This window comes from Ignavibacteria bacterium (genome assembly GCA_025612375.1).
Classification (GTDB): Bacteria; Bacteroidota; Ignavibacteria; order Ignavibacteriales; family SURF-24; genus JAAXKN01.
The window spans coordinates 1-24,709 of the sequence record JAAXKN010000003.1 but is presented as its reverse complement, the minus strand read 5'-3'; the positions used below and the strand labels follow the sequence as shown (position 1 = coordinate 24,709).

The window sequence follows — 24,709 nt, the reverse complement described above, 5'->3', positions numbered from 1 at the left end:
CCAAATGGTACACAGCACCACCACTTAAGTCATTATAAAACAAAGGCTTACAGATACCTAAAGAAATATTTAAAGAAAATTAAAGAAAATAAATAGTCCGGACTCCTGAGTAGTCCGGACTTTCTTTCCTTTTTTTTGTCATCACAAAAAGGTCGAAAATTGGAAGTTTCATATTTCAATTTTTTAATGTATTTATAGTTATAACCTCCTTAAATTACAGGAGGGAAATTTACCCGCTTTTCAGAACGCTGATGATAAGTTGTTTTGGTCTTACTCAATAGAACAAACCGGAGCCCGGAGTGAAAAGCCTTTTCTGCTTATATATTTTAATGGCACTTCTGCAGGCAGGTGCCTACCCGCAAAAAATTGAACAGGATATGGGACTTCCTGATGCCGCGCCATGCTTCTTAAGGCATGAGAACCACCTTTCGCCCTTTACCGGGCAGAAACTCTCAAGCAAAAATCTCCGCAAAGCCCGGACGGATAATGAATCGGGTGACCTGGTCTACCGCCCCTCAGAAATTTTAATTGACTCAAGTAAAAGATATACCCGGACCTATGACAATAAGGGCAATCTGTTAACCGAAACTGAAGAGAATAACCAGGATGGCTCATTGGTAAGGTATTTCAGAAGAACATTCAAGTACGACTCTAAAGGCAATCTGCTAATGGAAACCAGGTTTATCTGGTCAAATAGCTGCTGGAATTATCATAGCAGGGTCATTTATACCTACGACATTAATGATAATCTGCGCTATGAAAATACGGAATACTTTACCGATACCGCATGGGTAAACAATTTTAGAAATATTTATGACTACGATAGCAATGGCAGACGGCTTAGCTCACTATATCAGAGGCTTGAAGACGGCCGCTGGACTGATTTTACCAGGATAAGCAGCACTTATAGCAATAATGGCAGTACAATTATGCAGGAAAATTTTGTGGATGGGGCATGGGTTAGAATTGGAAGGGTCACTTACAGTTTTGACAATGCGGGCAATGAACTTTCATATTTGTATGAAAGGTGGGGGCGTGAGGCCTGGGTTAAAACCAACAGTTCTGCTTATACGTATGACAGCCGGGGAAACAGGATTTCTGAAATTTATGAGGACTGGCAGGATGGAATCCTCAGCCGCCGTGACAGAATTACAAATACTTATGATATTAAAGGCAGCTGCACTTCCACACTTAATGAAGCATGGCAGGACAGTACGTTTGTAAAACGATGGCTGACAACAAGAGCATATGATGAAGCCGGCAGCCTCATTTCAGTTATTTCCCAGTTCCCGTCCGGTAATAGTTGGGAGAATGCATTCAGAATTACTTATACATACGACGGTAACGGGAATGCAGTTAAGGGAGAATCTTTCAGCTGGGATGAAGGTGAGTGGGAATATTCAGCAACTCCTTTTAGTGATTATAACTTCCGTTATAACTGGGGGAAAGATCAGTTGGATCAGTTGCCGGTCTCAGGTGCAGTTGTAAAGATTAGATATGATCTGCTGCCGGAGGAAGATCCTTATGCTATCCGGGACTTTACACTTTCTCAGAATTACCCAAATCCGTTTAATCCGTCTACGGCAATAAATTATTTCATAAAAAGCGATGGCAGGGTAAGATTGATAGTTTATGATGCACTGGGAAAGGTGGTCACTTCAGTTGTAGATGAATACCAGACTGCAGGCAGCTACTCTGTAAGGTTTGACGGCAGCCGCCTTCCAAGTGGAGTATACATTTACAGGCTTGAGTCCGGCGGCTACAGTACCGCTAAAAAGTTCATACTACTGAAATGATAGAAGTGCTATTAACAAAAAGCCCTCGAGGAAAAATATCCTGAGGGCTTTGAATTGAAAAATTCTTAATGCTATTTAATCAGGAGAAGTTTCTTTGAACTTCTGAACTCTCCGGCCTGAATGGAATATATGTACATTCCGCTGGGCAGGGAAGAGGCATCAAACTGAACCGTATGCGTTCCGGCAGACCTGTATTCATTTGCAAGTACTCCTACTTCTTTCCCGAGCATATCATAAACCAGAAGTTTTACAAATCTTCCTTCGGGAATTGTAAAGGAAATTTTTGTCGACGGGTTAAAGGGATTTGGGTAATTCTGGCTAAGTGAAAACATTTCCGGGTGCGAAACCTTATCTGTCTTAACTTCTGCTAATATACCTTCTCCTTTTAAGACCGACACCCCTTTATCTGTAGCTATCCATTTATTGCCATCCTTATCAACTGTTACTGATTTAACAAACTTTGCGTCCAAACCTGAATTTGAGCTGTTAAACACAGTCCAGACCTTCCCGTCAAACTTACCCAGGCCGTTATTCGTTCCAAGCCAGATGTTATTCTTCTGATCAAAGCATATTGAATATATATAGTTAGAGCTTAAAGCTGAATTGGTTTTATTATAGACCGTCCAACTGCTGCCGTCAAATTTGACTACTCCACTATTTTTAGTCCCAATCCATTTATTCCCTTGTTGATCTGAGGCAACTACAGTAACCAGATCCTGTGGAAGTCCTGAATTGGACTTATCATATACTGTCCACGTTGTGTCGTTATACTCAATCAGTTCCCCATATGTTGAGGTTCCAAGCCATTTATTCTCATTCTCATCAATTAAGATGGAATTAACTATGTACATTCCTGGGAAACCGGAATTTGAGGTACTATAAAATTTCCAGTCCTGGCCGTCAAATTTTAACAGGCCGGCAGTGTAATCTATTCCAAGCCATTTATTACCCTTGGAATCTACGGCAACTGATGTTACGTAATTTCCAGGCAGCCCGAAATTTGTGCTGTTATACACTGTCCAGGTCGTATCATCAAATCTGAAGAGGCCAAGGTCTGATCCGATCCATTTATACCCCTGAAGGTCTATTGCGATTGAAGTGATTTGTGCATTGGAGACTCCGGTTAAAGTAGGGCGATAGACGGTCCATTCAGTTCCGTCATATTTTGTTAATACAGAATTATCTGCCATCCATTTATTATTGTGGCTGTCTATGGCAATCTGGTTGGTCCCGGTATACAGAAGACCTGAGTTGGAAGTCCTGTACACCGTCCAATTCTGGTCATCGAACCTGGAAATCCGGTAAGTTGTTCCCACCCACTTATTTCCCATATCATCAATTACCACAGATAAGACCTGATTTTCCGGCAGTCCGGAATTGGAACTGTTGAATACTGTCCAGTTTTTGCCGTCAAATTTTGCCAGGCCTGCATTAGTGGCGATCCACTTATTTCCCAGAGAATCCACTGCAATTGACCGGATCCCGTCATCCGGTAATTTCGAGTTAGAATGGTTATATGTTGTCCATGTACTATTGTCAAATTTAACAAGCCCGGCCCAGCAAGACATCCATTTATTTCCATCATTATCGATAGCAAGTGTATGGGAATAATTGTCTAGCAATCCGGAATTGGAACTGTTGTATACAGTCCATGTGGTATCGTTAAATTTTAACAGTCCGCCGCCATAGCATGCAAACCATTTATTCCCTTTATTATCAACCGCAGCAGATTGAACGACGCCGGCTGGAGTAATAGAACCATTTATTTTATATGTGGTCCAATTTATACCATCGAATCTTACAGTTCCCAAGCCGTTTGCAATCCACAAATTGTCCTGCTTATCCAAGGCAATTGACAGGACATAGTTTTCCGGCAAATCCGAATTAGATGTATCATATACGGTCCATGTAGTGTCGTTGTATTTTACGAGTCCTAAATTTGTCCCAACCCATTTGTTCCCTTTATGGTCTACTGCAATTGCATTAATGTTATATCCAGGCAATCCGGAATTTTCAGGACAGAAGAGATCTCTTTCACCAGTCAGCATATTCAGTTTTGTAAGATAGCTTCCGGTTCCGATCCACAGGAATTGCCCATCAACTGCCTGGCAACTTACAACACTTTGAGGCTTGTAGTTAATCCACTCGTCGGACTGGGCGTAAATGAGAGATGAAAAGAAAAGAAATAATGATAGAATTTTTAGAAGTTTCATTCAGCAACCTTATTTATTACTAAAACTGTAGAACTCCGTGGAAAGCAGAAACAGTGTCTTTGATTTCTGCGTTTCAAGTTTATAGATTTTGGAGAAAAAATACAAACCAGTTTTGAGTCATTAATTACAGAGGCAAGTTAAAGATCTCAAAAAATTAAGCTCTCAATATATAAAATGGTGACGGAGGGCGTTCTCGGAAAAGTATACTGAAAAAGTGAGGAGATTCTTCTTTGGGCCGCATTGAATAGCAACTGAAGGGCAGGGTAATTTCACCTTTACGCGTGTAAAGGCTGATTAAGTGCAGCGCCTTCCATTTTGCCCTGTAAGTATCCTGAATGAGCAGCTTAAAAAGTAAAAAGGCCAGTCATAAATGGCTGGCCTTTCCTTAAATTCTCTATTTTAACAGGAGAAGTTTCCTTGTAAAAGCTTGGATTTTATTCGAATCTCTTTCCTTTAGCTCAACTCTTGTAAGATAAATGCCGCTGCTGACAGGCTGATTAAAGGAATCCCTGCCATCCCAAGTGTAAAATTTACCCGCAATTAATTCCTCGCCGTCGGCAATTGTTTTAACAAGCTGTCCCAAAATATTGAAAATATACAGATTCACCTTTGATGGGCTCTTTACCCTGACAAGAATTTTCGTCTGAGAATTGAACGGATTCGGGAAAACAGAAAAGCCTAGTGAATCAGCCTTCGGTTCATCCTCAACTTTTGTTAATTTAGATTCATCAAAAGGATCTTTCATAAAATGAATTTTATCGTTCGGTTCCAATGCAAGCAGGGCAGTATAATCACATAACAGATTATACTTTAACGCAAGCTGAACAATTTTTGTTGTGTCAAAGCCCCCATTTGCAAAGTATCCTTTTATCGCCTCATTTCCCAGCATTGCAGAAATTACGGGGTTTATTTGAGGTGTGTCATGAAAAATTGGTACAGTAAAAGAACGTGTCTTTAGAGAATCAATCCCGGTGAACTTTGCTGCTATATCTAGCGTAATCTCACTTTCTGCGTTGGCTGAACCGATGAAAAATTTAGGACTGTTATTATCCTGCGGATCCTGCCTGATCTCTCTTATTTCCAAAATCTTATCGGGACTGTCATCTGCGGATGCCCTGAGGGTAAATTGTTCAAGTGAAGGAATGGAATATGCTGAAAGCATTGAACACATAATATCCCAGTCGTTCAGATGAGCCTCAAAATGAATTCCCTTCAAATTATCGGCGACTTTTTTTAATAAGAAACCACTGCCATAATAGGTGACATTATCTACAGTAACAGATGGCGGTACACTTACAGTACCATCAATAAGATTGATTGAATTGAAGACCGGTTTTGCTGAACTGCTGAATCGGGATGCATAATTACCAGACCATGCAAATGCATCCTGATCTAAAATCAGAGAATCGGAGTTGCTTATGACAAGAGCCCTGTCAAATTTATTTTTTGTATATTCATCACTCATAGCATTCAGAGTCTGTCCCAACTGAGATGGAGCTTTTGAATGATTAAGTCCCAGGAGCGGCATTCCTAAAAGTTTTTTTAAGGGAGCATCATCGTTGAACGACCAAATACCGGAAACCACAATCAGGCCTTTCCCGATCCTTTTGGAAATTACAACAGGGTTCCCATCTTTGTCCTGCAGTTCAATTTTAACGTCAGGATCATCATATTTTAGTGTATATGTCCCGGCATGATCTATGCTCTCAGGAAAGTCTAGTCCGATATTCCCATTTATATTGCGATAGAATGTCATTGAATTGTGATTGGCTGCTTTTGTGCTTAAGCCATTTATATAATGTGTGGCTACTGGTTCGAGCCTATTGTCTCGGTTTTTATCATAATAGGTAACAAATCTTCCCCCGTTCAGGAAGAAAGTATCTAAAGATGCCAGGATCTTAGGTAATTCAGTTGAAGATGGTATCCTCTCAAAGCCTTGATCGTATGAAGCAATAATGTTTGATTTATTGAAGATTTCTGTGGCCAGGTAAATATTATCAAATTTATTTATGTTAGCAAATAACTCAATTCCCGTAAATCCCCAGCAATTTGGGGCATGGCTATCACAGTACGTTAAATTTGGAAGTTTGCTTTGACTTATAGAATCGGCGTATTTACTTTGTACAAATCCATCCAGCGTATTATCGATATTGACCGGAGCAGCAGGTATCCAGGATGATGATAATATTTTTGTATTGCCTGCTCCGCTTACAATAACATTAAAGTAATCATTAGGCTTAAGTGAGGCTTTGAACAACTTTTTTAAATTAGGTATTAATATCGAGTAGTTCTTATTACTGCTGCCGCTTAAATCAATTCCAATAAGATTCTTTTTACTCGTACTATCGATACTGAGGCCGAAAACATCCTTGAGCTTGAATGAGGATTGGAAATAGGTGAGACTGTCACTTCCTTTATTTAAATCAGAGTAAAAGCCATTCTGCATATTGATTTTGTAGTTCAACTTAAGGCTATTGAACTGGCTGATGTCGGTAAGATTTAATAGTTTATACTCGTAACCTGCTGTGTCCTTCAGAAATTTGAATGTTTGATCAGGACTTTCATTGATCCCGGCTTCACCCCACATGTCCTGCTTTGTTCTAAAAAGAACTTCAAGGGGCTTTACTGCATTGTTATTTGATTTTAGCATTAATAATGGAAGTTCAGTTGCAGCGGTCGAGCCTACCCAGCGAGTTGGAGTAATAAAATTCAGCTTTATTTTTCTTAATTTCCCAGACTCTAATGGATAAATATGCAGTTCGTATTGGTTTCCTTTCTTAGTTAAAAAAGCCGGATCTCGTTTCATGCTTACAATGCTGTCATAAATTGATCGTGCTGTCCACGTATCCATGCAGATTGCCTTCATCACGCTATCGCCGATCCATAACCAGAGGTCATTTACAACTGCCCCCTGGGGTAGTTCAAATCTGTGAATAATTTCAACTTTCTGTCCGGGGCTGAACTGGCCATGATCGGAGTATTCCAGGTAAAGTGATTGTTCCGAGTACCCGCCAAGTGGTTCTACTACAAGTGTCGCCTTGTCAATATAACCTGGCTTTGATAAATAGATATCAGGAACTCTGACAATTACTTCATTGATGCCAAATGTGGATTTAGTAAGGGCGATTAGAAGGATAATAGCAAGCGAGAACATTTTCGTCAGTTTCATGACTCCTCCAGCTAAAGATGCAACAAAAATTGATAAAGTATGAAAATTTGCTTCCATGGAAACTAATCGTCCAAAAACTATGAATTATTAAGCTAAATTCAAAGGAAGCGATAAGATTCCGGCAGAAGCATTGTCTACTGGTATAAAAGATTATTAGAGCATTTGAAAGACATTTAGTTCGCAAAAATGACTCAATTTATTCTTGAATGACTTTGTCTCCATTGAATGGGCAGAATGGAGTAAAATATCTGCCGCCCGGGGCTGATTCAGCCACGGGAGTTCTGATTTTCCGGCATTTCTGCAAAACCTTTTTGGCTATCCAGCAGCGCCTCAATAAGGAGAATCATTCTCCTGTCTGTATTATGCCTTAGAATAACATAAAAACTCTCCAGCAGAAGACCCAGCGCTAGAACCATCATGCATCCGTTTAATATTGCGGATGACCACCCGGGTTTGCTCATAACGTATTCAATCTGCACAATCCATATAACTGATACCAATAAGCCTATCCACGCCCCTGAATAGCTGTTCCTGGACCGGATCCTTTTTAAATTCTCCAGTTCCTTCAGCAGGGCAATTCTTGTCTCTGGACTCATTTTGTCTCCTAAATTCTGCTATTTAGCAGGAAAGAATTTTATTAAATACTTATTCCAAGACCGATTCTGACAGAAGTTAAATTATAGGACCAGCTGCTGTTTGTATCATTAGAGGTCGTTATCGTCCTGGTAGAACTCGATAGCGACATTTCCTCATATTTAACTTCTGATTTGTTCCAGGTCCTTCCGCCTGTAAGCTGAGTCTCAGCAAAAACACGGATGCTCTGACTTATGAAAGCTTCCAGACCGATGAATGCCGAAAGTCCTGCAGAAAAACCGTATTTAAGACTGTTGTCATTCTGATTATATCCGGTATTTTCGGGATAAGTATTATTATTTGACGACTCCTGTTTTAATCTGCTATACGAAATAAAAGGACCCACACCCAGATAGGCCTGACCAAGATGGGATCTGTAGAAATTGTATGAGTAAGCAAATTCCGCTGTAATATTATTCAGGCTGCTTGTGCTGGTATTCTCATAAATTCGTTTATCCGTCGAGGAACTTTTGTATTCACTATTCCGGTCGATTTTGTTATCTGAATACGAGCTTGAAAAATCGATGCGAAGCCTGAAGTCGGAGTTCCCGGAATTATAGAACTTATAGGCAAGGGCATAACCATTGATGAAATAGAAATAAAAGGTATTGCCGGGTAAATTTGTCTTTACGACAGAATCCTGAACCTGGGCTATTGAAACATTATTGACTGAACTTACAAACAGTACAGCAATTAAAACCAAAAGAGTGTGAAGTTTCATAATATTTCTCCTAAGATTAAAGTTTATTAAGAATTGATGGCCTCATGAAAATTCTTAAGGAAACAGGTCAGAACTACTTTTAGCGCCGGGATGCACAAAAATATTTCTTCTTACATATATATATGGTGACGAAGAGCATTTTCGGAAAAAAATGATGAGAAAAATTAAATAAATGTGAGGAATTTTCAAATGGGCCACATAGAATGGCTGTTTACGGGGAAGAATATTCCGGGAAATATCATTAATTGTCCCTGCCGGACAGGACGTCTCCGGCAGGGATAAGTTTATCAGACTAAGGCATTTATTTCTGTTTTACCAGCTCAATATCTGCGCTAATTTTAATTGTTCTGCCTACAATTGCCCCTCCGGTTTCCATAAGGGCGTTCCATTTCAGGTCGTAATCAAAGCGGTCAATGCTGCCGCTCAGGCTGAACCCTGTTCTGAGGTTTCCCCATGGATCGTTTACCGTTCCGCCGTACTCTACGTTCAGCTCAACAGGTTTTGAGATCCCCCTGATTGTAAGATAACCCAGGACTTTGTAGTGTTCATCATCGGTCTGCCTGACTGAAGACCCCTTAAAGGTAATGGCCGGATATTTCTCTGCATTAAAGAAGTCGTCTGATTTCAGATGATTATCCCTGTCGTTATTGCCGGTATCGATGCTTCCTGCGTCAATTGTAACGTCTATCTCAGCAGTTCTGAAATCATCGCCATCTGTACGGACATTTACTTCATATGAATTAAAATGCCCTTTTACGCTAGAGATGACCATGTGCTTTGCCGAAAACTCAAGCCTTGAGTGAGCCGGATCCAATGTCCAGAGGGCTGAAGTGATGTTTTCGTTTACTGTATTGCTAATCTGGGTACTCATATTGTATTTCCTTTGTTTTATTTTGGTTTAATCTGTACTTAACACATGTTACAACAATATATGTTATAACACGTAAAATTATAAAAAAATTTAACTTCCTGTCTTGCTGCCTGTCTTAAAACATGTGTGTTATAACACAAATATAATATGGTTTTCTCTTTTTGTCAAGTTAATTTGAAAAAAAAGGGTAGAATAAATGAAATCTTTAATACTGACTCTGCTGCTCTTTATTTCTTTGCTGATTTTATATACAGGCTGCAGCGCTTCAAGAAAAAGTGAACCACAAAAAGGGCCGCTTTTTGAAATCCTTTATTAGCTTTATAAGCAGCATTATTCCAGAATTTTTATGATGCTCATAAAATTAGTTTTCATTGTACCCTGCAGGGATATCAATAAAAAAGCAAGTGCCTCCAGGTCACGGGCTCTTTTAAGAGGTCCCGCATCAATTGCTCTCATATTGCCCGAAGAGACAAGACTGCTGATTGTTCTTTTGGCTTCTGCATCATCGCCGGCAATGAATACATCCAGCTTCTGCCCGGCGACTTCACCTTTTTTCAGAGTTCCGGCAAAAGTAGTATTAAATGCCTTGACCAGCCTGGCACCCTGAGGCAACAGCCCTGCAATTTCCTCTGCCGCAGAAGTGCCGGGTTTTGTTACAAGGCCATCGTAGCTCTGGTTCAATGGATTTGTTATATCAACAACTATTTTTCCCTGCAGCTGCCGGCTGTAGTCTCTTACGACAGAAGAGGCTGCAGAATAGGGGATTGCAAGAATTACAATCTCTCCCTCAACGGGGTTTCCGGGTGAGGCTGCTTTAACTGCAGCACCTCCTGCGGCAGATGAGGAGAGTCTGCTTATAAGCTCGTCGGCTTCATGCGGCTTGTGCCCTAAAAATGTTATGTTGTTGCCCCCTGAGAGAAGTCTTGTCGAAATTCCTTCTGCCATTTTTCCTGTACCGATAATTGTTACGTCCATTCTGATTCCTTTCATTCTTGTTAGTTAAAATATAAATATGTTAACTGAAGACATATTTTTGCATACAGATAAGAATCGGAAAAGTACCGGTTCAAAGTTCCTGATCATTGTCTTCAGGTTTAATCATAAATTAAGCTAATAAGAATAAAAGCCCATAACCATGCCGAATTTATGACACAATGCCGGGCGGCATTTATTATGGAAAACGGAAAGCTATTTGAATTACAGGTATCGGAGATGGCGGATGTGACACCCAGCATTTTTGAAAAGAAGTGCCAAAAGTAAAAAAAAGCCAGTCATAAATGACTGGCCTTTCTTGTAGCCATCCCCCTGCATTCCTTATTTCAGCAGGAGAAGTTTTCTGGTAAATGTCTGGATTTTATTTGTACTTTTTTCCTTAAGTTCAACTCTTGTGAGATAAATGCCGCTGCTTACAGTCTGATTAAAGGAATTCTTTCCATCCCACATATAGTACCTGCCTGAATTTACCTCCTCACCATCGGCAATTGTTTTTACAAGCTGTCCTAAAATGTTAAAAATATAAAGATTCACCTTTGAGGGGCTCTTAACCTTAACAAGAATTTTTGTCTGGGAATTAAACGGATTCGGGAAAACTGAGAAGCCTGATGAATCAGCCTTCGGTTCATACTCAAGACGAGTTAAATTTGACTCATCAAAAGGATTTTCCATAAAATGAATATTATCATTTGGCTCCAGTGCCAGCAGGGAAGTATAGTCACACAGTAGATTGTCTTTCAAAGCAAGCTGAACAATCCTTGCTGGATCAAAGCTACTATTGGCAAGGATTTTTTTCATTTTCTCATACCCCAGCATTGCAGAAATTATGGGATATAATTGAGGTGTACCATGATATACCGGTATAGTAAAAGTACATGTCTTCAAAGAATCAATTCCGATGAACTTTACTTCAAAACTTAACTTAATTTCGCTTTCTCCTGAAGCTGAGCCGATATAGAATCTGGGACTGATGTTATCCTGGGGCTCGGGTTTGATTTCTCTAAAGTCCAAAATCTTAACGAGTTCGTTTTCGACTGATATATGGAAGGTAAGTTGTTCAAGCGAAGGAATGGAATATGCCGGGAGCATAGAAGATATGATGTCCCAGTCATTCAGATGAGTCTCAAAATGAATTCCATTCATATAATCGGCAACTTTTTTTAACAAAAAACCGCTGTTGTAATAAGTAACATTACCCACAGTTACTGATTGCGGCACACCAAAAGTACCATCGATCAGGTTGACAGAATTGAAAACCGGTTTTGACGAACTGTCGAATTGGGCTGCATAGGCATTTGCCCAAACATATGAATTCTGCTCTAAGACCAGAGAATCGGAATTGCTTATTACAAGAGCTTTATCAAATTTATTCTTTGAATATTCAGTACTTATGGCATTCAAATTCTGCTTGACAAGAAATGGAACAAACGAATGCTTAAGTCCCATAATCGGCAATTCTAAGAGTCTTTTTTGCGTAGCGTCATCGTTAAATGACCATAGGCCTGAAACTACAATCAAACCTTTCCCGATCCGCTTGGAAATTATAACGGGGTTCCCATCATTGTCCTGCAGTTCCACTTTAACGTCAGGGTCACTATATTTCAAAATATATGTTTCAGTATGGTCTATGCTGTCAGGGAAGTCTGATCCGATATTTCCATTTATGTTCCGGTATAATGTCATTGAGTTGTGATTATATGATTTTGCGTTTAAGCCATTAATGTAATGAGAAGCCACCTGTTCAGCATGATTACGATTAAAATCAAAATATGTAAGAAATCTTCCGCCTTTAAGGAAGAAGGCATCTAAGCATGCAAGGATTTTAGACAGCTCTGTTGGAGATGGCACACGCTCAAGTCCATGATCGTAGGAAGCAATTATGTCCGTTTTACTGAAGTTATCAGAAGCCGCATACATATTTTCGAACACTTCAACATTAGCAGAGGACACAATTCCGGAAAATTTCCAGCATTTTGATGCGTTGCTATCACAGAAAGTTAAATTCAGAAACCTGCTTTGAGTTATTGAGTCAGCAAAAGTACTATGCTCAAATTTATCCAGTGAATTATCAATATTGGCAGGAGCAGCAGGTATCCAATCTGATGATAATTTTCTTGTTTTGCCTGACCCGCTTACAATGATCTTAAAGTAATCATTCGCCTTAAGTGAAGCTTTGAGCAACTTTTTTAAGTTGGGGATTAAAGTAGAAAAATTCTTGTAATTGTCTCCACTCAGGTCAATTCCAATAAGATTCTTTTTACTGGTACTGTCAATACTGAGGCCGAAAGCATCCCCAAAATGAAATGATGCCTGGAAATAAGTAAGACTGTCTGTTCCTTTATTTAAGTCAGAGTAAAAACCATTCTGCATATTGATGCTGTTAGTCAGCTTAAGGCTGTTGAACTGGCTGATGTCGGTAAGATTCAATAGTTTATACTCATAACCAGCAGTGTCCTTAAGAAATTTGAATGTCTGGTCAGGACTTTCACTGATCCGGGCTTCTCCCCACATATCCTGCTTTGTTCTAAAAAGTATTTCAAGAGGTTTGAGCGTGTTGTTATTCGATTTCAGCATTAAGAGTGGAAGTTCAGTTACTGCTGTCTTGCCGATCCATTGGGCAGGAGTGATAAAGTTCAGCTTTATTTTTCTGAATTTCCCGGGCTCAAGGGGATAAATGTGCAGTTCGTACTGATTACCTTTTTTTGTTAAAAATGCCGGGGTGCCTTTCATACCTGCTGTGCTGTCATAAACCGGTTTTGTCTTCCATGTGTCCATGCAGACTGCTTTCATCACACTGTCTCCGATCCACAGCCACATGTCATTTACAACCGCTCCCTGGGGCAATTCAAATCTGTGAATGATCTCAATTTTCTGCCCGGGACTGAACTGCCCGTGATCGGAATATTCCAGGTAAAGTGACTCTTCAGAATATCCGCCCAGCGGCTCTATTACCAGTGTAGCCTTATCAATATAACCCGGCTTAGATAAATGAATGTCAGGGGCTCTGACTATTATTTCATTGATACCAAATGCGGCATTGGTAAGGGTGATAAAAAGAACAAAAACAAGTGAAAGCCTTTTCGCCAGTTTCATGGCTCCTCCAGTTATAAGTGCGGTCATGTTGAAAAAGTATGAAATTCGCTTTCCCGGAAAGGACCGTGAAAAATTATGAAATATTAAAGCAAAACTCAAACAGGATAAATCTTCCAGGGCTTCAAATATCGCTTGATGTTATTTAATCAGGAGGAGTTTCTTTGAGGCTCTGAACTCCCCGGCCTCTATAGAATATACATACATTCCGCTGGGAAGGGAAGAGGCGTCAAACTGAACCTTATACTCGCCTGCACTCTGTTCTTTACTGACAAGTGTTGATACTTCACGCCCCAGCATGTCGTATATTTTCAAATCTACATGGGACAGCCTGGGAAGCGCATATGTTATAATTGTCGAAGGATTGAAAGGATTTGGGTAATTCTGCAACAGGCTGAAACTTTGAGGCGCATTTCCATTAAGTGAGACAGCGCTGAACTCCGGGAAAAAGAACCTGGAAGATTTGGTAATCACGGAATTAAATGCTGTATCATTAGCCGTAGTCTCAAGAGGAAAGCCAAGATAAATTAACTTTGCGGCATTCGTGGAAGCACCGAGTGTGCCTGAATATTGGATGCCGGCACCTTTGCCATTTGCGTACTGCATGCATAATGTGCTGCCCCCGGAGATTCCAATCTCATCCGGGTAGCCGACTTCATATGTCTGCGCGAAATTAAAATTTGTCCCTCCAAGTGCTGAACCGGCAACACCGGCTGCGGATTTTGAAGATGCATTGTCATTTAAAAAACTTGCTTTCAGGTAAGTGCTGTAAAAGCTCTTATCAGATGCTGTTCCCTTGGCTGAGAGGTCCCAGCCTATTTCGCTGCCTGAGACGAAAAGTTTTCCGCCGCCTTCAAGATAGCTTTGTACCAATGCCTGTTCTGCCGTACTGAAGGTTTCATTAAGCGTGCTTTCATCGCCCGACATCCAATAAACAGCATCATAATTGTTAAGGATGCCTGATAGGTTTGCCAGCTGAGAACTTTTTACCGATTCAAAAGGCATGTTCAATGCTGATAATGCATTGCCATACCTAATGGTAAAGACAGTTCCATTGCCCCTCCAGCCGCCGGCATCACGGTCGAAGCCGTCGACTATCAGAATCTTTTTTGCCGCGGTGGATGATTTCCCAGTGCCGAGAGCGTTTGACAAGCCGCTTTCAGTTAAAGTTGAATTGTTAAGTACGCTTGAAACACGGTAATATTCGGTATTGCCGCTCATCGTAACTGTTGTAGAGAATGAGTTTAATGTATTTTCATTTTGGATCTGCCTCCAGTTTGTGCCGTCTGCAGAGCTATAAAGCCTGAAGCCCTTTACTCCGGCAGTATCGCAGCTGAAGGTAATTTTTGCCGTTCCATCTGACTGCTTTAATGCGCTTAAGAGCAGAGGCTGCTTTACAGAATAATCATTTATCATCCCGTTATAAGACCTTGGTGTGTAGGCAGTCAGGTCTGAGGGTGTATAAGTCCAGTAAGAAACTGCCCAGTCGCGGGCGGAGGCCTCAGCAATTCTCAAAGCACCGTTTGAAGCTTTATCAATAAACATTCTTACGTGCCCGTTTTTAAGCACGGCATCTCCCGGCTTCATTTCATCCCAGCTTGAATATTGCGTTGTAATATCAGGCATACCGGATGTAGTACAATGATAGTTTAATGACCAGCAGCGGCTTACAAATCCTGAACAATCAACACCGACGGCATAGCCGGAAACACCGGCTGTGTTTATATCGCCGGAATACCTGCCGCTAAGAAGACCGTTCGAGAAAGCTGAGAGTGTACAGAATCCACCCCACATATATGGGACCTTTGCGTTCATTCCAACTATAAGCCATGATGGTGTTCTTACCACGTCGCCATCGGGACCGGTTACATCTGAAGGTGCGAGGTTGTTTTGCTTGCATTGATATTTATAAAGGACATAGCTTTCTGCGATTCTTAAAGCAGTACTCCTGCTTACAGCCTGAACGCCGGAGTTTTGTTTTCCTAAACTTTCATTCAGGCCGGCAGAAACCACAGCTTCAGTATTGGGTACAATATTATTATAATTCAGTTCATAATTATATTCCTGAGGATATGAAATCTTTCCGGAGGCAGGAATTGTAAGATTACTCCATTTGATCAGAGTGAGCTTGTCTTCTTCGGTTAGCAGGTGATAAAGGTTCCCTTCAGCATCTACCTGGAAATCGCGCACCATATAAAGGTATTTAATTGAAGGTACTTCCAGTATTGAAAGTACACTGCCTTCAGGAGACAAAGTATAAACCTCACGCTTAACCCTCAGGGGAATTTCACATACATAAGTTTCTACGAGGACAAAAGAATTTCCTTTTGAATCTATTCCAATCAGGTCAGAATATGCCAGGGTGGAAGGGAAGTTCAGCTTAAATGTTTTATTGAAATTTTGTATTTCATAATTCAATACAAGCTCGTTCCGGTTTTTAACATTTACTGTAATTTTTTCTCCCGCAGCATTTGAAAGAATACCGCAGTCATCTTCAAAAACATCCTGCTTATTAAAGAGGAATGATCTCTTTAAGGTATAACGGTTGTTCGGATCTGAAGTGATCTGATTATCCGGCAAAGCACATTGGAGCTTATCGCTGCCCGGAATGAAACCTTCTGCGGATCTGTTCTGGTTAATTGTCTTTTGGAGACGATTGCCAGTAATGCAGTAACTTACGGGGGAATCGAAAGCATTAAGCCATATATCATCTTTAACAAGATCAAAAGATGAAATGCAGTAGATACCTGAATTTTCAATTCTTAAATTTACAGGAAGATCAGAATATCTTTTTTCTGCAAGCTTTGTAAAAACAGCCTGCCCGTTAACAGAACCGATCGAAAAGACAAAGTACAGGAACAGTAAAAAATACTTCATGAAAAAGCTCCAGGTAAGAGTTAGTCTAAGGGATATATTTTTCTTTAACTGAGATTATCTCACCATTCATTATCTTAAATGAAAAAGGTTTTTGCCTGAACTCAGCATAATCTTTCCGGCTGAAGATCGAAAGGAATTTCTGCAGGCTGATGGCCTCGTTGAACTTAAAATTTCCGGAAGTATCAAGTGAAAGTGTCTGCATAATAATTACAGGTTTGGCGGAAATTTTAATTTTAAGCGAATCTTTTTTAGGATTTCTTATATAGAAACCCTGCGGGGGATCAGTAAGATTAGAAAGTTTTTTCTTCTTATCTTCCGAATATGCCTTTAATGCATCATTGCCGCTGAACCATTCCACGGTATCGATTAAAACGTAATTTGCAGGCATACCGGAAGATACTGCTTCAATATAGCCCGTGCAGTTAAAGTCAGGCAATGCATTTACGGGTGGCTGTGCCGAAGAATTCTGTGCCGGAGAATGCAATGAATCAGTTTGTTTTGGGTCGCTCTGTTTATTATTGCCGCAGCCGCCAGAGATCAGTGCTGCAGATAAAATTGCCGCAGCGAACAAAATTGGCTCAAGGTTTTTATTCAAAGAATGGCAGAATATTTTCATAATAAAAAACCTCCGGCAATATTTGTTATTCCAAACTTTACGGGTACAAAATAACAAAATTTATATAAATTCGGAAAACCGGAAATTTATTTCATTTTGTTCCTCAAAAAGTCTGGTTTTAATATTGGTTAGATCAATTTTGAGTTTAAGACTTATATCCTGTTGCAAAAATGGTGCTTATGCCTGATGAGTCAGTTTAGTCTTCAAGTGGGGCCGGAAAGTAGTAAAATGCAAAAAGTCAAAAAGCGTATTAATCCGTCTTTGAGTTTAACCAGAGGGAAAGGGGATGTAATGCGCAACTATCCAAAATGCTGAGAACTCAGGCTGTTTTGATCATTTCCGATTAGCCTATATCCTATAAATGTCCTAATGTTATTACAACAAAAAGCCCTTAAAGCATTTGCATTTAAGGGCTTTTAATTAAATATCGCTTGATCTTATTTTAATAAGACAAACTTCCTTGAAGCATTGTATGCGCCTGATTCAAGCCTGTAAAGGTATACTCCGCTTGGAAGGCTACTTCCGTCAAAGCTAACGCTGTAGCTTCCCGCAGGTTTATATTCATCTATAATAACAGCAACCATTTCCCCTAGCGCATCAAATACCGAGAGCTTAACCTGACCAGCTTTCTTAATCGAATAGCCTATTGTTGTTGAAGGGTTGAATGGGTTCGGATAATTCTGGCACAGTAAAAACTCATTTGGAAAATTGTTGTTTTCCTCAATTCCTGTCGGTCCTGTAAAGTGACATATTTTTCTATTACTGGCAGTTAACCATCCATTATTGGCATCAATAAAATAAATGTTGAAAATTGCATTACCGCCTTGTGGATTTGTCAAAGGGGTAGTCTGTCTCGTCCAGCTTTTGCCGCCATCTGTTGTATGCTGGATAACCCCATATCTATTTTCGTCTTTGGTAGAAATCCAGCCATTGTTTGCATCCAGAAAGAAGACCGTTTTGCTTCGGTCATTCGGGTTTATTCCGCTGTTAGTAACATAATTCCAGTTTTTGCCGCCATCAGCAGTTTTTAGAACCTTGCCTTCATCACCAACAATCCATCCATTATTTGTGTCGGGAAAAAAGATCGCATTGTAATTACCGGCCGAGTTATCAGAAAATTGTTCTGCCCAATCGGTACCGCCATTTGTAGTATGTAATATTTTGAATGGGGGCTGGTCTCCATTCATACCGAATCCATAAAATGCCCAGCCATTATTCATATCCACAAAATGAAATATTCCGGCTCCGTTAAACGGGGCCCAATTTTTCCCGCCGTCCGAAGTTTTCAAATATGTGTATGCCTGTGTCGAGAAATTAAAATACAGAAGCCATCCGTGATTTACATCAACAAATTGAATCTGGAAACCCATATCGCCTTTTGTTGTGGAAAGCACTTTCTTTTGCCACGATTTTCCACCATCTGCAGTTTGATAAATTACGACTCCGTAGGAAGTGCCAAAGCTGGAGCCAAAAGAATTAATTTTCCAACCGTGAGTCTGATCTGCCCATGACATGGATATTGCCGGATCAGAAGAACACCAGACAGTATCATCAGGAAAAGGTGTTACCATTATCCAATTTTCCCCTGCATCAGTTGAATGGAGCAGGCGGCCCCCAGTGCCGACTGAAATCCAGCCTTCGGTGGGGCTAACAAATTGAACTTTACCGATTTCCGTTGTATCCCCGGAAACTAAGGGACTTGTCTGAAAAGACCAGGACTGAGCCATAAGAGTTGCATGGGAGGAGATAAAAGCAGCAACTATAATCGAATATGTGACAATTTTCCAGGACATATTATTGACCCCCTTTGTTGAACGTTAATTTATAAGTACGGAATTGTTCTTAATAATATGATCAGCAAATGAGCAAAAAATATATGTATTATTTGATAAGTTGGGATCCACGCAAGATGTCCGGTAATAATTCCTTCAAATCTAATATGTTTGAATTTGAAATACAATGGCCTGACTTTTTTTATTAAAATGAGACAGACTATCTATAAATCAGGCGGTTTTTACTGTATCGGGGTGCAAAGTAAAGCGGTTTGTCAATTGGGGAAAGGAATTTTTACTGTATATCCCCAAAATGAACTCAATTGGTAAAACAGGAGAGTTATGGCGTAGTAATGGGTGTTACTTTGAGAAAAAAGCTCAAAAACGTTTTTAATCCGTCTTTGAGTTTTTATATGCGGAAAGGGGGAGATTTTCCGCAGCCCCTTGAAATGTCTGGAATTCAGGCTGTTTTGGGCATTTCTGATTAGTCGATGTCCTAAAAATGTCCTAAATATTTTTCAACAAAAAAGCCCTCAAAGGAAGAATCTTCAAGGGCTTGAACTAAATATCACTTCAAGCTATTTCATCAAAATAAACTTCTCAATAAAAGCCAAGGGTGAAATGATTATTTTATTTTTGAATAACAATGGGAATCCTTTCTCCTTATAAAAGGAACCGTTTAACTGCCCGTAAAAATGTATAAGTAATTCCGCCTTTTGTATACGTCCAGCGAATCTTGAATTCTTATTTTAGTAGTGTAATGATAAACTCATTTACTATGATGAATCATTTATGGCTGGAATAAAAACCTCGAAATTTAAGGGAGTTATATTATGATTAAGGATAAAGTTGTGATTATTACAGGTGCATCATCAGGAATTGGTGAGGCAACTGCAAAACTGCTTGCAGCTAAGGGCGCTAAAGTTGTTTTAGGCGCACGCCGTGAGCAAAAATTAAAAACCTTGGTTGATGAAATTCAAAGAACCGGGGGACAGGCAATCTACCAAATTATGAATGTAGTTAAACCATCGGACAACACAAATATTGTTGAACTTGCCATGAAAAAATATGGAAAGATCGATTCCATTTTTTTGAATGCCGGACTTATGCCGAATTCTCCGCTTTCTGCATTGAAAACCAGTGAATGGAATCAAATGGTTGATGTCAATATCAAAGGTGTTCTAAATGGCGTTGCAGCTGTGTTGCCACAGTTTGTAAGCCAAAAGTCAGGACATGTTATTACAACCTCATCGGTTGCCGGATTAAAGAGTTACCCGGGCGGTGCGGTCTATGGCGGGACAAAATGGTTTGTACGTGATTTCATGGAAGTGCTGCGCATGGAGTCTGCGCAGGAAGGAACCAATATTCGTACGACGACAATTTATCCTGCCGCAATTAACACCGAATTATTGGATACGATTACTGATAAAAATATGGCCCAGGGAATGACCGCACTCTATGATCAGTATGGTATTCCGGCAGACCGTATAGCTGATGTTGTAGCGTATGCAATAGATCAGCCTGAAGACACAACAGTTAATGAAATAACCATCGGCCCATCCAGGCAGAGTTGGTGAAGCTAGTAGCGTGCAAAGAGCTCACAGTGGTTTTATATTCTCAAATATATATCATCTGTTTGCGGATAAAGCGCTCACGAAATGTCTTTAACTATGAAGATGATTATTCGTACACTGAAATAATATGATATTTTGCAGGTAATAACATTGAAGAAAGGATAATATAAATGGAAATTATAAAAAATGGCTCACAAGCATCAGTAAAAGGACCGGAAGATTGGTTCACAGGGTCTGTTAGAATAGATCCGCTTTTTCAGAAAAGGGAAGCAACCAATGCGGCTGGAGCGCTGGTTACATTTGAACCGGGAGCAAGAACTGCCTGGCATACCCATCCTGCCGGCCAGACACTTATTGTAATATCAGGGCTGGGCTGGGTGCAGCGTGAAGGCGGTCCCATTGAAGAAATCTATCCGGGCGATGTAGTCTGGTTTACACCCGGAGAAAAACACTGGCACGGAGCTTCCCCGGATAAAGCAATGAGCCATATTGCTATTCAGGAAGAGAAAAATGGTAAAGCTGTCGACTGGATGGAAAAGGTCAGTGATGAGCAATACCGAAGCCTGAGTAAAGAAAGGAGAACCCACAATGGCTGCATGGCCTAAAGAGGAATTAAATAAGATAGCAGAAACTGATGACCTGCACATTTCACCTTTTCGTGATGATGGAAAGACATATGGTACACCGACCTGGATCTGGTCAGTTGTAGTCGGAAATGATCTTTACGTGAGGGCATACAACGGACAGGACTCTAGTTGGTATAAATCTGCCATGAAGCAGAAGGCAGGCCGCATAACAGCTGCCGGTATGACGAAGGAAGTTACATTCGAGTCTATTACCGGACCTGTAAATGATCTGATAGATGACGCTTACCGTAAGAAATATAATGGAAATCCCTATCTAAGTCCGATGTTAAATTCACGTGCCCGTTCGGCTACAGTGAAGGTCAAACTGTCGTGAGTATATTAATTGGATAAAATCGATCAAACGATCTGAAACTGCCGCTTGAAAAAGTCGCAGGAGGATATAAAGCAATGGATGAGAGGAGGGCAATCAAAACCCTTCTGATGCCTTGAGTGTTGCCTTTACATTAGGCCGCATCTTCCTGACAGAATTGGAGGCGCAAAGGTTGCACTCATCTCAGTGCTGATTGAGCCAATAGGATAGTCGTGAGGTGTTCAGTTGCTGTAGCATTAAGTTTAATCTACCAGCATGTTCCCGGAAAATGCAGGACACTCATTGGTCGGGCTTCATAAACTAATATAGTATATGATTGGTTGTATGAGGCAAATATGTAATTTAGCACATAGAATGACTGGTGAAGTCCATAAAAATACCCGGCCGTAAAATGTATAAGTAATTCCGCCTTTTGTATAAGTCCATTAGCTAATGCGTTTCTTATTTTAGTACTGTGAGTTTTAACCTGATAATTTAATCAGTAATTGGAGTTCATAAAATGAGTACAGCAAACAATATCTCGAGAAGAAAATTTATGCAGCAATCTGCACTGCTGGGAGCAGGAATATTGCTGGCTGGAACTACAAATTTTAACGCAAGAGAAAATGAAGGAGAAAAAATGTCACAAAATATTAAATCCAGAGGATACGCAGCAAAAGATACATCCGGGAAATTAAGCCCCTGGGAGTTTGAACGCAGGCCCGTTGGCGATAACGATATTTTAATTGAAATTAAATATGCAAGCATCTGCCATTCCGATATTCATCAGATGAGAGGGGACTGGGGAGCTCAGCAGTATCCTCAGGTTCCGGGTCACGAGATTGTGGGTGTTGTTTCGGCAATTGGTAAAAACGTAACTAAATTTAAGGTGGGCGACAGGGCAGGCGTAGGCTGTATGGTGGACAGCTGTATGGAATGTGAAAGCTGTAAACACGGGGAAGAGCAGTTCTGTGATAATGGTAAGACACTCTTTACATATGGTTATCCTGATAAAACATCTCCTTCCGGCATTAGCCAGGGTGGATATTCAAGTAACATTGTTGTAAGGGATCATTTTGCTGTTCATATTCCGGAAAATATCAGCTTCCAGGAAGCGGCACCACTGCTTTGTGCAGGAATTACCACCTATTCACCTCTTATGAAAGCAAAATTCAAGAAAGGAGATAAAGTAGGTGTTGCCGGCATCGGAGGGTTAGGGCATATGGCCATTAAACTGGCAGTATCCATGGGTGCCGAGGTATACGCTTTTACAACATCTCCGGATAAAGTAAAGGATATTCTTAAATTTGGAGCAAAAGAAGCCATTGTTGTGGACAGTCCGGAAAAGTTTAAGCCGTATAAAGGGAAACTGGACTATATGATTTCTACCATCCCTGTACAATTTGATATAGCTTCCTATGCGTCAGTTGTAAAGCCTAACGGCTTTTTTACACAGGTGGGCATGCCCGTTGGTTTTGAAGAAAAATTAAGCAATATTGGACTTGCCGCTTCGCGTGTTAACTATAATGCCTCCTTAATTGGCGGTATACCGGAAACTCAGGAAGTTGTTCAGTATTGTGCAGATAATAAAATTCATCCGCAGATACAGATTATTAAAGCTGAAGAGATCAATGATGCCTGGGCAAAGGTAATGAATAAAGAAGCCCGCTACAGATTTGTAATTGATGCTGCAACATTTTAATAAAGGTAATTTATTTAAGATAGGGTAAACAGGGTAAGTATGGACAAAAATAAGGATGACATCTTTGATAGAATGAGGTCTGGAGAGGCCATTCCATTTGATGATCCTCAATATTCCAGGATCTTTGAGGTAGTTTCCAGGACAATGCCTTTATCTGCAAAGCTTAATGCGGCGACAAATGTTGATCAGATACGAAATATTGTGAGTGAAATAATTGGTAGTACTCTGGATAAGAGCACTAAAATTTACATCCCATTTTACACCAATTTTGGAAAATTCATAAAGATAGGACGAAATGTATTTATCAATCATGCCTGTAGTTTTTTGGATTTGGGAGGAATAACGATTGAAGATGATGTTCTTTTAGGTCCTAAAGTCAATCTTATTACTGAAAGTCACCCTGTGAATCCTGCTGAGAGAAAGGCTCTTATCGTAAAGCCGATAGTTATTAAAAGGAACGCATGGATTGGAGCTGGTGTTACCATATTGCCAGGTGTAACTGTAGGGGAGAATTCCGTCGTGGCCGCCGGTGCTTTAGTTTCTAAAGATGTCCCGGCCAATATGGTCGTTGGTGGAATCCCTGCTAAGATCATTAAAACAGTTGATTAGTAAAATTTAATTATTGATTTCATACCAATTACTACACTTATGCTCGAAGGCAGGGGCATCTGGAGCATGATGTTTTATAGTTAAAGTATAAAGTAAAAGGAGAAGCTGATGCATTTTAAGAAAATAAGCGATCTGTTTGAATATCAGGGGGTTCCGGCACCGGAGAATCCCCTGTTGGGGTTGGTCCAATTTAATGAAGCCAGTGAAGCTATGAAAAATAAGGAAGTTTCATACGACTTTTATACAATCTGTTTTAAGAAGATAGAAAGTGGAGAGTTTTGGTATGGGAAGACAAAGTATGACAGTGATAAAGGGCTGATGTATTTTTTGAAACCAGGACAAGTCCTTAATATATACGATGTAGAAATTAAAGAGAAGGGATTTTCAATTTACTTCCATGAGGATTACTTAATGGGGCATTCTTTATTCAAGGAGATCAGGAAATATAATTTCTTTGATTATGAAATCAATGAAGCCCTTCATCTTTCTCCAAGAGAAAAAGAAGTTATGTGGTCTTTATACCATAAAATTGAAGCCGAGTATCACAACAATCCCGATGAGTTCAGTAAACCCATTATTCTCTCCCATCTTGATTCGATGCTGAAGTATGCTCAGCGCTTTTATAAGCGGCAATTCATAGACAGGAAACCCTTATCAGGTTCAACAATTACAAAATTCAACGAGTATCTTGTCGGTTATTTTGAGACCAGAGAAGCAGCTGAGAAGGGTTTGCCTACGGTTAACCAGATGGCGCTCCAGCTCAATCTTTCTCCAAAATACTTAAGCGACCTCCTAAAGCAGGAAACGGGGAAAACCGCAATGGAGCTTATACATCTTTTTGTGATCTCCGAGGCTAAGAATATGATTGTTTCCGGAGAGAAGAGTATTTCTGAAATTGCATATCAGCTTGGCTTTGATAATCCGCCTTACTTCTCCAGACTGTTTAAGAAAGAGGTAGGCTTAAGTCCAAAAGAATATAAAAACCAGATCATGAATTAATATAATTCTTAGGATCTATAATCTGAAACATTAAAAAAAAGGGAAATTATGTGAAGGAAATAGAACTAAATAATGGTGTAAAGATATAGTTCCCCCCAAAAACTGGACAAAAATATGGAATAATTTAAGGTGAAAAAA

General features: G+C 40.1%; 17 protein-coding genes. 7 read left to right on the top strand and 10 right to left on the bottom strand.

The window, feature by feature from the left end:
- Window positions 1-299: 299 nt before the first annotated feature.
- Window positions 300-1,796 (top strand): T9SS type A sorting domain-containing protein, encoded by a 1,497-nt coding sequence (locus HF312_03300; protein ID MCU7519214.1) that lies wholly within the window; start codon window positions 300-302, stop codon window positions 1,794-1,796.
- A gap of 71 nt (window positions 1,797-1,867) precedes the next feature.
- Here the strand turns inward: HF312_03300 and HF312_03295 are convergent, their stop codons facing one another.
- From HF312_03295 to HF312_03250, 10 genes are all read right to left on the bottom strand, one after another.
- The gene (locus HF312_03295) at window positions 1,868-4,009 is read right to left on the bottom strand and encodes a T9SS type A sorting domain-containing protein (protein ID MCU7519213.1); all 2,142 of its coding nucleotides are present in this window, start codon (window positions 4,007-4,009) and stop codon (window positions 1,868-1,870) included.
- 394 nt (window positions 4,010-4,403) lie between these two features.
- Window positions 4,404-7,178 (bottom strand): T9SS type A sorting domain-containing protein, encoded by a 2,775-nt coding sequence (locus HF312_03290; protein ID MCU7519212.1) that lies wholly within the window; start codon window positions 7,176-7,178, stop codon window positions 4,404-4,406.
- A gap of 266 nt (window positions 7,179-7,444) precedes the next feature.
- Complete coding sequence (locus tag HF312_03285; GenBank protein ID MCU7519211.1) at window positions 7,445-7,774, bottom strand: hypothetical protein; 330 nt, start codon at window positions 7,772-7,774, stop codon at window positions 7,445-7,447.
- Window positions 7,775-7,815: 41 nt separating this feature from the next.
- Window positions 7,816-8,532: a hypothetical protein gene (locus tag HF312_03280; protein MCU7519210.1), complete on the bottom strand. Its 717-nt coding sequence runs from the start codon at window positions 8,530-8,532 to the stop codon at window positions 7,816-7,818.
- 301 nt (window positions 8,533-8,833) lie between these two features.
- Window positions 8,834-9,403: a YceI family protein gene (locus HF312_03275; protein ID MCU7519209.1), complete on the bottom strand. Its 570-nt coding sequence runs from the start codon at window positions 9,401-9,403 to the stop codon at window positions 8,834-8,836.
- 330 nt (window positions 9,404-9,733) lie between these two features.
- On the bottom strand, window positions 9,734-10,378 hold the full coding sequence (locus HF312_03270; GenBank protein MCU7519208.1) for an NADPH-dependent F420 reductase: 645 nt from the start codon (window positions 10,376-10,378) through the stop codon (window positions 9,734-9,736).
- A 339-nt stretch (window positions 10,379-10,717) separates the two neighbouring features.
- On the bottom strand, window positions 10,718-13,489 hold the full coding sequence (locus HF312_03265) for a T9SS type A sorting domain-containing protein (GenBank protein ID MCU7519207.1): 2,772 nt from the start codon (window positions 13,487-13,489) through the stop codon (window positions 10,718-10,720).
- Between the two features lie 138 nt (window positions 13,490-13,627).
- Window positions 13,628-16,363 (bottom strand): T9SS type A sorting domain-containing protein, encoded by a 2,736-nt coding sequence (locus HF312_03260; GenBank protein MCU7519206.1) that lies wholly within the window; start codon window positions 16,361-16,363, stop codon window positions 13,628-13,630.
- A gap of 25 nt (window positions 16,364-16,388) precedes the next feature.
- On the bottom strand, window positions 16,389-16,979 hold the full coding sequence (locus HF312_03255; GenBank protein MCU7519205.1) for a hypothetical protein: 591 nt from the start codon (window positions 16,977-16,979) through the stop codon (window positions 16,389-16,391).
- 437 nt (window positions 16,980-17,416) lie between these two features.
- Entirely contained in the window at window positions 17,417-18,772 is a 1,356-nt protein-coding gene (locus HF312_03250; GenBank protein MCU7519204.1) for a T9SS type A sorting domain-containing protein, read from the bottom strand.
- A gap of 812 nt (window positions 18,773-19,584) precedes the next feature.
- Here HF312_03250 and HF312_03245 point away from each other — a divergent pair.
- The 6 genes from HF312_03245 to HF312_03220 all read left to right on the top strand — a co-directional run bounded on the left by HF312_03245 (window position 19,585) and on the right by HF312_03220 (window position 24,571).
- Window positions 19,585-20,328, top strand: a complete 744-nt coding sequence (locus HF312_03245) for an SDR family oxidoreductase (protein MCU7519203.1) — start codon at window positions 19,585-19,587, stop codon at window positions 20,326-20,328.
- 167 nt (window positions 20,329-20,495) lie between these two features.
- Window positions 20,496-20,930: a cupin domain-containing protein gene (locus HF312_03240; protein MCU7519202.1), complete on the top strand. Its 435-nt coding sequence runs from the start codon at window positions 20,496-20,498 to the stop codon at window positions 20,928-20,930.
- Window positions 20,914-21,285 (top strand): DUF2255 family protein, encoded by a 372-nt coding sequence (locus HF312_03235; protein MCU7519201.1) that lies wholly within the window; start codon window positions 20,914-20,916, stop codon window positions 21,283-21,285. Before HF312_03240 ends, HF312_03235 begins: the two co-directional genes overlap by 17 nt.
- Window positions 21,286-21,781: 496 nt before the next feature.
- Window positions 21,782-22,963: an NAD(P)-dependent alcohol dehydrogenase gene (locus HF312_03230; protein MCU7519200.1), complete on the top strand. Its 1,182-nt coding sequence runs from the start codon at window positions 21,782-21,784 to the stop codon at window positions 22,961-22,963.
- Window positions 22,964-23,002: 39 nt separating this feature from the next.
- A complete protein-coding gene (locus HF312_03225; protein ID MCU7519199.1) occupies window positions 23,003-23,572 on the top strand; it encodes a sugar O-acetyltransferase in 570 nt (189 codons plus the stop codon).
- A gap of 108 nt (window positions 23,573-23,680) precedes the next feature.
- The gene (locus tag HF312_03220; GenBank protein MCU7519198.1) at window positions 23,681-24,571 is read left to right on the top strand and encodes a helix-turn-helix transcriptional regulator; all 891 of its coding nucleotides are present in this window, start codon (window positions 23,681-23,683) and stop codon (window positions 24,569-24,571) included.
- The last annotated feature ends 138 nt before the right edge of the window (window positions 24,572-24,709 follow it).